General features: G+C 70.2%; 11 protein-coding genes. 6 read left to right on the top strand and 5 right to left on the bottom strand.

The window, feature by feature from the left end:
- The 5 genes from A33M_RS24785 to A33M_RS02165 form a co-directional block, all read right to left on the bottom strand.
- Positions 1 to 393, bottom strand: a 393-nt coding sequence (locus A33M_RS24785) for a hypothetical protein (RefSeq protein ID WP_443212358.1), incomplete at its 3' end; no start/stop codon positions are given.
- A 325-nt stretch (positions 394 to 718) separates the two neighbouring features.
- Positions 719 to 2,008, bottom strand: coding sequence for a DUF3422 family protein (locus A33M_RS02180; protein WP_040618953.1), 1,290 nt, complete (start codon positions 2,006 to 2,008; stop codon positions 719 to 721).
- A 261-nt stretch (positions 2,009 to 2,269) separates the two neighbouring features.
- Positions 2,270 to 3,556, bottom strand: coding sequence for a TRAP transporter large permease (locus tag A33M_RS02175; protein WP_008382919.1), 1,287 nt, complete (start codon positions 3,554 to 3,556; stop codon positions 2,270 to 2,272).
- A gap of 226 nt (positions 3,557 to 3,782) precedes the next feature.
- Positions 3,783 to 4,316, bottom strand: a complete 534-nt coding sequence (locus tag A33M_RS02170; RefSeq protein WP_008382917.1) for a TRAP transporter small permease — start codon at positions 4,314 to 4,316, stop codon at positions 3,783 to 3,785.
- 173 nt (positions 4,317 to 4,489) lie between these two features.
- A complete protein-coding gene (locus tag A33M_RS02165) occupies positions 4,490 to 5,521 on the bottom strand; it encodes a DctP family TRAP transporter solute-binding subunit (RefSeq protein WP_008382916.1) in 1,032 nt (343 codons plus the stop codon).
- Positions 5,522 to 5,886: 365 nt separating this feature from the next.
- Between A33M_RS02165 and A33M_RS02160 the strand changes: the two genes are divergently transcribed.
- From A33M_RS02160 to A33M_RS02135, 6 genes are all read left to right on the top strand, one after another.
- Positions 5,887 to 6,225, top strand: coding sequence for a hypothetical protein (locus tag A33M_RS02160; protein WP_008382914.1), 339 nt, complete (start codon positions 5,887 to 5,889; stop codon positions 6,223 to 6,225).
- A gap of 847 nt (positions 6,226 to 7,072) precedes the next feature.
- The gene (locus tag A33M_RS02155; protein WP_008382913.1) at positions 7,073 to 7,597 is read left to right on the top strand and encodes a DUF3124 domain-containing protein; all 525 of its coding nucleotides are present in this window, start codon (positions 7,073 to 7,075) and stop codon (positions 7,595 to 7,597) included.
- 198 nt (positions 7,598 to 7,795) lie between these two features.
- Positions 7,796 to 8,491, top strand: coding sequence for an SOUL family heme-binding protein (locus A33M_RS02150; protein ID WP_052026807.1), 696 nt, complete (start codon positions 7,796 to 7,798; stop codon positions 8,489 to 8,491).
- A gap of 169 nt (positions 8,492 to 8,660) precedes the next feature.
- Entirely contained in the window at positions 8,661 to 11,078 is a 2,418-nt protein-coding gene (locus A33M_RS02145) for a Tex family protein (protein WP_008382911.1), read from the top strand.
- 116 nt (positions 11,079 to 11,194) lie between these two features.
- Entirely contained in the window at positions 11,195 to 11,473 is a 279-nt protein-coding gene (locus tag A33M_RS02140; RefSeq protein WP_008382910.1) for a DUF6894 family protein, read from the top strand.
- 183 nt (positions 11,474 to 11,656) lie between these two features.
- Positions 11,657 to 12,469: a Crp/Fnr family transcriptional regulator gene (locus A33M_RS02135; RefSeq protein WP_008382909.1), complete on the top strand. Its 813-nt coding sequence runs from the start codon at positions 11,657 to 11,659 to the stop codon at positions 12,467 to 12,469.
- The last annotated feature ends 200 nt before the right edge of the window (positions 12,470 to 12,669 follow it).

Here is a 12,669-nt window from a genome sequence, read left to right as displayed (position 1 = left end):
CTGTTGCGGGGGCTGAGGCGGTGCGGCCTGTGGCGCGCGTGGCGGGGCCGGCGGACGGGGCGGCGTCGCCTCGCGCGGGGCGGGGCCGGGGGCCGCACGCTCCGGACCCGGAGCCGGACCCGGAGCCGGACCTGCACCCGGCCGCGGGCCGGGACGGGGGCCCGGCTGGCCACGCTCGGTTTCGTTCGGCGCCTGCGCGAGCATCAGCGGCGCGCCGACGGGCCCGCCCGCTGCGCCCGTTCGCGCATCCGCCTGCCCGCCGAGCCCGGCGGCGATCGCCGGCGGCGCGAGCCCGGCGAGGCCGCACAGCATGGTGCCGGCCAGAAGCAGCGCGCGGAGCGGCGACCCTTCGGCCGGCGACGTCCGCTGCTGCGACCGCTGGAGCTTCTGCATGGAGACGTTCCTCTGTGGTGTTTTTTCAGGGGTGAAGTCACGAACTGCCGCGGGGCCGCGGGGGGGAGCCGTCGGACACCGACGGCTTCCGCGCCGGGAGGCGCACCGTCGTCGCGAGGACACTGGTGGCGCAGTACGGCCGGGGCGCGGCAGCATATCGACGGGAATGCGGCGACACCGCGCCGTCGCCGCGCGGCCACCGCACCGGAGATGCGCCGGGGATGCACCGGTGCGCGGAGAAAAAAACACGGCGGCGCACGGGGCGCACGCGCCCCGTTGCGAAAATGTTTGCGGAGATCGTGACGAGCGGGGAAACGGGAGGGCGTCAGCCCTCCTCGTGGGCGACCCGCTTCTTGAAGCCGCGAAGGCCCATCCACACCAGGAAGGCGACCACCGGCACGGCGACCGCGATCGCCACCTCCGGCTTCACCGGGATGCCGGCGACCGACAATCCCTTGGTGAAGTAGCCGATCAGGCCGACGACGTAGTACGTCACGGCGGCGACCGAGAGCCCTTCCACGGTCGACTGCAGCTTGAGCTGCAGCTTGGCGCGGCGGTTCATCGATTCGAGCACGGCGCGGTTCTGCGCCTCGCGGGTGATGTCGACCCGGGTCGACAACAGCCGCGTCACCCGCGCCACCCGGCCGGCGAGCGACTGCTGGCGCTCCGACACCGCGCGGCACGTGTTCATCGCCGGCACGAGGCGGCGCTCCATGAACTCGCGCAGCGTCTGCAGCCCCTGCATCCGGTCCTCGCGCAGCTCGCCGATGCGCCGCTGCACGAGGTCGAAATAGGCGGTGGCGGCGCCGAACCGGAAGAGATTGATCGCCTCCTGGTTCTCGATCGCCGCCTCGAGCCGGGTCAGGCGATCGAGCAGCACCGGCTCGTCGGCCTCGCCCGCGGTGATCAGCGCGTCGGTGATCTTTGCGAGCTCGCCTTCGCGCTCGTTGAGATAGGGCGTCAGCTCGCGGGCGACCGGCAGCGCCAGGAGCGCCATCATCCGGTAGGTCTCGATCTCCAGGAGGCGCTGGGTCAGCCGGCCGGCCTGGCGCGGCGTGAGATGGCGGTCCTGGATCAGGAAGCGGCTGAAGCCGTCGCTCTGCACCCGCAGGTCGGTCAGCGCGATGCCGGCGCCGCCCGACATCGGGCCGCCGACCAGCGGATTGCCGCCGAACCACTGGGCCGACACCGTCTCGTGGTCGGGCGCGCCGTCGCCGCCGGGCAGCAGCGCGACGTGGGCGGCGACGATGATCTGGCCGGGGCGGGTGGCGACCCAGCTCGCCGGGGCGAGCGCGATCGCCGGCTCGGCGAACGGGTCGTCACCGGAGACGCCCGGCGCGATGAAGGTGTAGCGGGCGAACTCGCTGTGGCGCTCCCACACGAGCCGGAAATTGCCGAGCTGGCCGCTGTAGTGGTTGGCGCCGGGAAACGGGGCGGTCGCGCCGAACCGGCGGGCGAGCTCGGTGACGCCCTGCCACTCGGCTTCGCGGTCGGCCCACGGCGAGATCAGTGCGAGATAGGAGACGCGGGTCGGCGCCACCAGCGCCTCGGGCGGGCGGGCGTGGACCTCGTCGTTCAGCTCGAAGCGCTGCGGGTGATCGTCGGGCAACGTCATGTCGATGTTCGGCACTGCGCTCCGGTCTTTCCTGTTGCACGACGCGTCCCCACCGGGTCGCTCTCGGTGCGGCCTCTCGCGGCTTTTCGGCCTCGCCGACCGAATCTCCCGCGCGTGGGCGTGCACAGTCGACGCTCGTTCTTTCTCGGGGCAATGACACCGCGACAGTCGTCACCGGAATCCCAAAAAAGACAGCATAATCGAATCGACCTCGCCGCGCATCGGCCAAAAGGCGGAGTGTCACGCCTCGGGAGACGCGCCTCAGTCACCCAAGGCGTGCGGCAGCCACAGCGCGATGCCGGGAAACGCGATGACCAGCAGCAGCACCGCCAGCATCGCGACGATCAGCGGCATCACCCAGCGCACGGTGGATTCCATCGGCACGCCGGCGATGCGGCACGACACCATCAGATTGACCGCCATCGGCGGGGTGAACTGGCCGATCGCGATCTTCAGCGTCAGGATGATGCCGAACCACACCGGATCCCAGCCGAATTTCTGCGCGATCGGCGTCAGCAGCGGCAAGAGGATCAGGAAGGTCGAGACGCCGTCGAGGAACATGCCGATCACGATCATCATCACGATCAGCATGGCGAGCACGCCGTACTCGTTGCCGCCGCCGACCGCGACGATCGCTTCGGCCGCGCGATCGAACACGCCGAGCGTCGCGCCGGCCCAGGCGAAGATCGAGGCGAGCGCCACCACGATGAGAATGACGCCGGAAATCTCCGCCGCCTCCACCAGCATCTCGTAGAGATCGCGGAAGCTGAGGGTGCGGTAGATCACGAAGCCGACGAACAAGCCGTAGACGACCGCCATCACCGCCGCCTCGGTCGGCGTGAACCAGCCGGCCCGCATGCCGCCGAGGATCAGCACCGGCGCCATCAGGCCCCACAGCGCCTCGCGCAGCGAGCGCCAGAACGGCGGGCGCGGCGCGTCCTGCTCGGCCACGCCCCAGCCGTTGCGCTTCGACATCCACACGGTCGGGATCAGCAGCGCGACGCCGGCCAGCACGCCCGGCACGACGCCGGCGGCGAACAGCGCCGGCACGGTCGCCTGCGGCACCAGCACGGAATAGATGATCAGCGCGATCGAGGGCGGGATCAGAATGTCGGTCGCCGCCGCCGCGCCGATCACGCTCGCCGAGAAGGGGCGCGGATAGCCGGCGCGGGTGAGGGAGCCGATCATCGCGCCGCCGACCGCGGCCGCGCAGGCCGGGCCCGAGCCCGAGATGCCGCCGAGAAACATGCTGACGAGAATGGTCACCGCGGCGAGCGCGCCGGGCCGCCTCCCGACCACCGCGGTCGCGAAATCGACCAGGCGCAGCGCGACGCCCGAGCGGTCGAAGATCGCGCCGACCAGCACGAACATCGGCACCGCGAGGAGCGGATATTTGGCGATGCCCGTGTAGGCGGAGGTCGGCACCGACAACAGGCCGAGATCGGCGAGCCAGATGCCGAAGCAGCCGGCGAGCCCGAGCGCGACGCCGACCGGCGTGCCGAGCACGAACAGGAGAACGAAGCCGAGAAACAGCGCCGCGGTGATCATGGTCGGACGAGCGATGGTGAGAACGAGCGGACGGTCGGATGGGCACGGCGCGTCACCTCTCCCCTTGCGGGAGAGGGTGGGCGAGCGAAGCGAGCCCGGGTGAGGGGTCGGTTCCGGCCTCGCCGTTCACCCCTCACCCGGCCGATCCTCGCCATGCTCGGATCGGCGCCCCTCTCCCACGAGGGGAGAGGGTCGCGCCTTGCCGTGCGGAGCGGACAGCGTGTCATCACATCGGCTCGATGACGTCGTGGCGCGGGCGGCGGTGCGAGCGCAGCAGCCGCACCAGATGGCCGAGCGCGCGGGCGATGATCGCGAGCGACAGCACCGGCAGCGCGGCGGTGTAGATCCATTGCGGCTCGCCGAGCCCCGGGCTCGTCACCTCGAAGCGGTACTCGTCCCACACCAGCCGGGCGCCGAGCACGGCGACGATCGCGAACATCGCGATGGTGGCCAGCGTCGCGACCACCGCGGCGGCGCGCTCGCCCTTCTCCGGTAACAGGCTGGCGAACCAGGTGATGCGGATCTGGCGATCGGCGGCGGTGGCGATGCCGGCGCCGAGCATGGTCACCACCACCATCAGCGCGATCGAGTACTCCTCGGTGAAGGCGAACGAGTAGTCGGTGAGATAGCGCGCGACGACGTTGCCGAGCGTGATCAGGCACAGCGCGGCCATCGCCAGCGCCGCCAACACCTTCTCGATCGTGAGCGGCACCCGCACCGGCGGGTCGCGGTGCTCGGTCGGCAGGTCGTCGTGAGACATGGTCGGGCGGATTTTTCTGTCCGGTCGGTCGTTCGACCGGGAGCGGGAGCGCGTCGAGGAGGGCGGGGCGACATCCCCGCCGGGGCGGCCTCGTCGTGCGAGACGCGGCCGGCGGCCGCGCCTCGGCGAACGGCCGGGCAGGAGGTCCGGCGAAAGAACCCGGCGCGCGCCGGTCAGCGGCTTTCGGCGACCGCCTTCTCGGCGGCGTCGACCAGATCCTTGCCGATCCGCGTCTTCCACTTGTCGTAGACCGGCTTGGTCGCCTTCTGGAACGCCTTCTTTTCCTCGGGCGTCAGCACCACGACCGACACGCCGTGCCCCTCGATCTCCTTCAGCGTCGCCGGATCCTCGTCGGTGATGCCGCTGCGGGAGAGCCGCTTGCCGTAGACGCCGGCCTCGATCGCCGCCTCGCGGACGATCTTCTGATCCTCCGGCGAGAACGTCTTCCACACCGGTGCGGCGACCGCGAAGATCAGCGGGTCGGCGACGTAGCCCCACAGCGTCAGGTGGTTCTGGCCGAGGGTGTGGAGCTTGGCGGCGACGAACACCGACAGCGGGTTCTCCTGGCCGTCGACCGCGCCGGTCGACAGCGCGGGCTGCGCGTCGGCCCAGCTCATCTGGGTCGGGTTGGCGCCGAGCGCGGTGAAGGTCTCGTTGAACAGCGGCGAGCCGACCACGCGGATCTTCAGGCCCTTGAGATCGTCCGGCGTGCGCACGTCGCGCTTGGAGTTCGACAGCTCGCGGAATCCGTTCTCGCCCCAGGCGAGCGGCACCACGTCCTTCTGCGCGACGATCTCGAACAGCGTCTTGCCGGGCGCGCCCTCGGTGATCGCGTCCATCGCCTTGTGGTCGGGCATCAGGAACGGCAGGGCAAAGAGGTTCAGCTCCTTCACCTGCGGCGACCAGTTGATGGTCGAGCCGACCGCCATGTCGATGACGCCCTGGCGCATCGAGGTGAATTCCTTGGTCTGGTCGCCGCCGACCAGTTGCGCGCCGGGATAGACCTTCATCACGATGCGCCCGTTGGTGCGCTCCTTGACGAGGTCGGCCCAGCGCTCGGCCGACAGGCCCCACGGGAAGGGCGCGCCGAGCACGGTCGAGACCTTGTATTCCGGCTTGTAGTCCTGAGCGGATGCCGGAACGGTGACGCCGAGGGCGAGCACGGCGAGGCCGGCCGCCAGCGCCGACACGAAGCGTGTGGTCATGGAATCCTCCTCGTGGCGCGGCGGTGGGGGCGTCCGCCGTCGAATTTCTGTGGTCGCGGGGCGATCCGCCCTGCGGGCAGCGAATCGGTTGCTTCCTCGCACACGGGATCGGCGATGCGAAGGGAAAAATCGGCGAAAACCGCCGTTTTGCGCGGATTGCGGTGCACCGGCGGCCGGTCTGCGAGTGGCGGGCCAGAGTGGCGGGCCAACGTGGCGGGCGACGATCGGTCGCCCGCGGTCGTGATTGTGCGCGCTGCCGCGATCGCCGATGTTCGGAGGCCGGGGCGCGGCCGCCGGGACATGTTCGCCGGGACATGTTCGCGAGGAGATGGCGCGCGAGGGCCGGGACGACGGAGCGGGGCAAGATGGCGGCGGCGGACGACGCAAACCTCTATTCGGTGATCGTGAAATTCTCCGACGACGGCTCGCTCGCGCAATGTGCGGCGGTGCGTCATCAGGGAACGCTGTGGCTGGTGCCCGACTGGATCGACGATCCCGACGCGCCGCTGATGCGGCCCGAGCGGATGGTTTCCACCGCGGGTATGCCGCTCGACAAAGGCGGCCGGCTCGGCAAGCGCGAATTCGACTGGGTGCTGCGGCAGGAGATTCCGAAGGCGGCGCTCACCGGTCCCTTGCCGTTGCCGGACGGCTCGCCGCTCACCATCGTCGCGCGGCCGGACTTGACGTTTCCGCGGAAGAGCTAGCGGCACGGCGGCGTGTGGGCGTCGGCAGGAGACGACACGACCGGGGAGAAAAGGAAAAGGCGTGCCGAAGCACGGGGCGCAGGAAACTCGGCGCGCAAGGCATCGGGGCCGCAGGGCACGCACCCGGGCGCGCAGGATACCGTCGCGCAGGATACGGCGGCGTGCAGGCGAACGTGCCGGCACCCCGGCTCCCCGTCGGGAGGTCCGGGATGCCGATACGCACGATGACCCGATAGCCGACCTCGCGATCGAGCCGGTCCCACCGGCGGCCCTGCGGCGTGTGCAGGACCTGCCGGGAGCCCCCCGCGACGAGCCGACGCTCGCCGACGGATCGGCCCGCCCGAACGTTCTAGAACCGCCCGAGCAGACTTCCCACGAACCCTCCGGCGCCCGGCAAAACCACCCCGGCACAGTCGGGGCGCTGCCTCCGGCGAGTCGTGGGCACGGTCCCACTTCGACGCCATTGACGTGACGCATCGAGCAGGGAACCCTATGCTCCGCCATCTTGCTTAATGACGCATAAACTGTCGAGCCCATCGTGCGAGCAAGCAGGGGATGGTTGCGCCCCATGCATGCATGCGGAACCGGCCCGCCCGATCCTGATGCAACGCGGGCAGATGCGTGAGAGACGGCGGCGTGTCTCGATATCGCCTGTCCCGACATCGCAGGTCTCGGCAACGCGTGTCTCGACATCGCGGGTCGGCGGTACGCCTACCGCCGCCGTTCTCCCGAAATTTCGCGACAAAACTCTGCGACGACAGAAAACGCTGTATTCTGCGCCGGTGGAGGCGACGCGTCGGCGGCGACCTCCTGTCGGACTGCCGGACACTCGTCGGGACATTTTTTCATGCGGCCCGCTCTGCGCCTACTTTCGCTCGGCCTCGCGCTCGCCCTGCTGGTCGGGCCGGCCGGTGGCGCCTCCGCCGCCGAGGAGGCGATCATCCTCGCCCCCGGTGCGCAGGCGAACGTGCCGGCCGCGCCGCGCGCGGTGAAGGAGCGCACCTTCGTGCCGCTGCATTCCACCGTGATCGTCGGCGGCGGCCGCACCAAGCTGAATTTTTCCGGCTCGCTGTCGATCCACAACACCTCGGCGAGCACGGTGCTGGTGATCGACGCGATCGAGTATCGCAACGCCGCTGGCGAGCTGGTGCAGAGCTATCTCCAGGCGCCGCTCGGCCTGCGGCCGTTCGCCTCGGCGCAGGTGACGATCGCCCAGGACGACGTGCGCGGCGGCGTCGGCCCCAGCTTCGTGATCGACTGGTCGGCCGCGGAAACGATCGATCCGCCGGCGGTCGAGGCGGTGATGATCGCGGTGCAGGGCACCCAGGGCTTCAGCTTCGTGTCACAGGGCCGTCGCCTGAGCCGGCCCTGACGCGACATTCTCCGTCGTGACGCCGGCGTGCTGACGCAGACGTGATCGGCGCCGCGGCACCGCGGCGATGCGTCCGCTTCCGCTCGCGCCGAGCCACCCCAATTCCGTCTCGAACGATCCAGTCCGCCCGTCGTGCGTTTCACCAGGAGAACCGCATGCAGGAGGGCGCATGCAGGAGAACCGCATGCAGGGGGACGCATGACAGCCGCTCGTCATGCCGGCCTCTACGAGATCGGAGTGACCATCGTGTCGATCGTGACATCCGTTTTACAGGGCATGGCCGGCGTCGTCGGCATCCGCACCGCCGAGGAGCCGCGCTTCGAGCGTGTCGAGCGCATCGCCGACGACGTCGAGATCCGCCGCTACGCGCCGCGGCTCGCCGCGGACGTGACGCTGCCGGGCGACGAGACCGAGGTGCGCTCGGAAGGCTTTCGCCGCCTCGCCCGCTACATCTTCGGCGCCAACACCACCCACGACGAGATCGCGATGACCGCTCCGGTGACGCAATCGGCCGGCGTGCCGGCGACCGGCGTGCCGGCCGAGGGCAAGGGGTCCGAGACGATCGAGATGACGGCGCCGGTGGCGCAGGAGAAATCGGCGGAGGGCTGGACGATCCGCTTCTACATGCCGGCCGAGTATTCGCGCGCGACGCTGCCGAAGCCGGACGATCCCTCGATCACCATCACCGAGGTGCCGGCCGAAACGATGGCGGTGAAGACCTTTTCCGGCTCGATCGCGGCGGAGGCGGTGCACCACGAGGCCAAGATGCTGCTGCGCATCCTGAAAGGCACCGTATGGCACCCGGTCGGCACGCCGGTGGCGCAGTTCTACGACCCGCCCTGGACGCTGCCGTTCCTGCGCCGCAACGAGGTCGCGGTGCGGGTGGCGCAGTAGCGCCGCCTTCGGTTCCGCTCGTCCGCGCGAGCGTGCGTGCGCGAAAGCGCTCGCCACGATCCGTGCACAGCCAAAAGTCGGGGGCTTGCGGACTCGGGGCCGCCTCCGGCATACCCGCTGGCCCGGCCGCCGCCCCCTGGCGCGCCGGCAGGTCTTGCGGAGGCGGAGCGTGGCGGAATCGATCGAAAAACGCATCGCGGACGAGCTCGGGGTGCGCGAGCAGCAGGTTAAGGCCGCCGTGGAGCTGCTCGACGGCGGTGCGACGGTGCCGTTCATCGCCCGCTACCGCAAGGAGGCGACCGGCACGCTCGACGACGCGCAGCTGCGCACGCTGGAGGAGCGGCTGCGCTATCTGCGCGAGCTGGAGGAGCGGCGCGCCGCGATCCTCCAGTCGATCGACGGCCAGGGCAAGCTCGACGACGCGCTGAAGGCGGCGATCGAGGCCGCCGACTCGAAGGCCCGGCTCGAGGACATCTATCTGCCGTTCAAGCCGAAGCGGCGCACCAAGGCGGAGATCGCCCGCGAGGCCGGGCTCGGTCCGCTCGCCGACCGTTTGCTCGCCGAGCCGCAGAACGATCCGCAGGCGGTCGCCGCGGAATACGTGAATCCGGACAAGTCCGTCGCCGATGCCGCCGCGGCGTTGGACGGCGCCCGCGCGATCCTCGTCGAGCGGTTCGCCGAGGACGCCGATCTGATCGGCACCTTGCGCGAGGACCTTTGGACCCGCGGCCGGCTGGTCGCAAAGGTTCGCGAGGGCAAGGAGCAGGCGGGCGCCAAATTCTCCGACTATTTCGATTTCGGCGAGCCGCTGACCAAGCTGCCGTCGCATCGCATTCTCGCGATGTTCCGCGGCGAGCGGGAAGAGATTCTGGACCTCAAGATCGACGGCGAGGAGCCGTCCGCCGGCAGCCCGCCGCCGGCCGGCCCGACCCAGTACGAGCTGACCATCATGCGCCGCTTCGCGATAACCGATCGCGGCCGGCCGGGCGACAAGTGGCTCGTCGAGACCGCGCGCTGGGCGTGGCGCACCAAGATTTTCGTGCATCTCACGATCGACCTGCGGCTGCGGCTGTGGACGGCGGCCGAGGACGAGGCGGTGCGCGTCTTCTCCGCCAACCTTCGCGACTTGCTCCTCGCGGCTCCCGCGGGCACGCGGGCGACGATGGGCCTCGATCCGGGCTTTCGCACCGGCGTCAAGGTCGCGGTGGTGGATGCGACCGGCAAGGTGGTGGCGACCGCGACGATCTATCCGCACGAGCCGCAGCGGCGCTGGGACGAGGCGATCGCCGGGCTCGCGGTGCTGGCGAAGAAGCACGGCGTCGAGCTGATCGCGATCGGCAACGGCACCGCCTCGCGCGAGACCGACAAGCTGGCGATGGAGCTGATCGCCAAGCATCCCGAGCTGAAGCTCGCCAAGGTGGTGGTGTCGGAGGCCGGCGCCTCGGTCTATTCGGCGTCCGCCTTCGCCTCCGAGGAGCTGCCCGATCTCGACGTGTCGCTGCGCGGCGCGGTGTCGATCGCGCGGCGCCTGCAGGACCCGCTCGCCGAGCTCGTCAAGATCGACCCGAAGTCGATCGGCGTCGGCCAGTATCAGCACGACCTCGCGGAAGGGAAGCTGTCGCGCTCGCTCGACGCGGTGGTCGAGGACTGCGTGAACGCGGTCGGCGTCGACGTCAACACCGCCTCCGCTCCGCTGCTCGCCCGCGTGTCGGGCATCGGCTCCGGCCTAGCCCAGAACATCGTTCTGCACCGCGACGCCAACGGGCCGTTCGCCTCGCGCAAGGCGCTGAAGGAGGTGCCGCGGCTCGGGCCGAAGGCGTTCGAGCAGTGCGCGGGCTTCTTGCGCATCCGCGACGGCGACGACCCGCTCGACGCCTCGGGCGTGCACCCGGAAAGCTATCCGGTGGTGCGGCGGATCCTTCAGGCGACCAAGAGCGACATCAAGGGCGTGATCGGCAACACCGCGGTGATCCGCGCGCTGCAGCCGAAAAACTTCGTCGACGAGACGTTCGGCCTGCCGACCGTCACCGACATCTTCAAGGAGCTGGAGAAGCCCGGCCGCGATCCACGGCCCGCCTTCAAGACCGCGACCTTCAAGGAGGGCGTCGAGACGCTCGACGACCTGGTGCCGGGCATGGTGCTCGAGGGCTGCGTCACCAATGTGGCGGCGTTCGGCGCGTTCGTCGACATCGGCGTGCATCAGGACGGGCTGGTGCACGTCTCGGCGATGTCCAAGACCTTCGTGAAGGATCCGCGCGAGGTGGTGAAGCCGGGCGACGTCGTGCGTGTGAAGGTGTTGGACGTCGACAAGCCGAGGAAGCGCATCTCGCTGACGCTCAGGCTGGACGACCAGCCGGGCCAGGATTTGCGCGCCGGCGCGGGTGGTGGACGCGATGCGCGCGACGCGCGCGGAAATTCCGGCGGGCGCGGCGATCGCGGCAATCGGGGCGGGCACGGCGGTGGTGGCGGTGGCCGCGGGGGCGATCGCGACAGCGGCAACGGCGCGCTCGCCGATGCGCTGCGCCGCGCCGGGCTCGGCACTGCCGGGCCGTCCGGCGGCAAGGGCGGTGGACCGCGCCGCCCGTGACCCGACGCGGCCGATCGGCCAGACGGTCACGACGCTCGCGGGCGATGGGATGGAACCCGAGACGGGGCTTCGGTCTTGTCTTGCGGGTTGCGATCCAAACGTCACCGCGAGCGACCATGGCACGTTACACGATCACCATCAGCAACGGCGAGACCGCCTACGAGGCCTCCGACATCGTTCTGCCGGATCCCGATCTCGCCCGCGATCTCGCGGTCAAGCTCGCCGCCGATCTCTTTTCCACCCGGCCGGGCCCGTTCGACGCGAGCTGGAATCGCTGCTCGGTCGGCGTGGTGTCCGAGGAAGGCGAGCAGGTGTTCGAGGCGAGCGCCGCCGAGGCGGCGTTGATCGAGCGCGACATCATGCGATCGAGCCTCGAGTCGCGCGCCGACAACTGAGCGTCGCGCCTCATGGAAGCTGTCGTATAGAAACTCCTGCATTTTTACCGCGCTCCGCTATTCGGCGGAGGTCGGCGCCGCGTGGCGCCGGTTTCTTCGCAGTTGCGGGAACTCGAAGCCTCGTGCCTCGTTGGTAATCGTGCGCTCCCTTGCCCGTGCGCACCGGGCGGAGCGGGTCTTTTCATGCCGCCTTTCACGTTCGATACGTCGTCTCCGATCCGCCGGCGCGAGTGGCCGCTGCCGCGCTGCTTCGCCGGTTCGGACGAGGCGCTGGTACGGACCACCCTGCCGCTCGAGGAGGTCGAGCTGCCGCCCGGGCGCATTCTTCACGAGTCCGGCGAGCCGTTCGATTTCGTCTATTGGCTGCACAGCGGGCTGGTCTCGCTGCTGCTCGTGATGCCGGACGGCTCGACCGTTGGTGCCGCGCTGATCGGCGCGGACGGCGTGGTCGACGGCTCGGCCGCGCTCGGCTCGGAGATCGCGCTGCGCCGCGCCTCCGTCCATCTGCCGGTGCGTGCGACGCGGGTGCCGGTGGCGCCGCTCTTCGCCTTCGCCGCCGAGCATGCCGAGGTGCGGCGCTGGCTGGTGCGCTACAACGACGCCCTGATCGCCCGGATTCAGCAGTCGGTCGCCTGCAATGCGTTGCACGACGTGCAGACCCGCCTGTGCGGCTGGCTGTCGAGCGCGCGCGACCACGCTCGCACCGACGTGCTGCCGGTGACGCAGGAATTCCTCTCGCAGCTGCTCGGCGTGCGGCGGACCACCATCACGCTGCTCGCGCGACAGCTGCGCAGCGCCGGCGTGATCTCCTACAGCCGCGGCATCGTGACGATCACCGATCCCGACGCGCTGGAGCGGCTCGCCTGCTGCTGCCGGGCGATGGTGCGCGAGCAGACGGTGCATCTCCTCGGCGACGAGGCGCCGCCCGAGCTGGTGCTCGATCCCGCGCTCACGCCGAGCGAAACGCCGGGTGGCCTGCCGATCCGGCGGAGCTGAGGCGGCTTTTTTCCCAGCGACGTCCGCCGCGGGCGGGAGCTGCACCTTGCAGTCGCCGCCACGAGTGGCGGCCATCTCATTTCCGATCGATCGGTTCGGAGCATCGATCAAAGCACGGCTTCCACCTCTCCCCGACAGGGTGATACAACGGCGATAGAGTCCGACCTCGTCCTTCGAGACGGCCGCTTCGCGGCCCCTCA

Origin of the sequence: Rhodovulum sp. PH10, assembly GCF_000293785.1 — a bacterium.
Classification (GTDB): Bacteria; Pseudomonadota; Alphaproteobacteria; order Rhizobiales; family Xanthobacteraceae; genus Rhodoplanes.
Note: the sequence above shows the minus strand (reverse complement) of the source record. Positions and strands in the feature narration are given on the sequence as shown.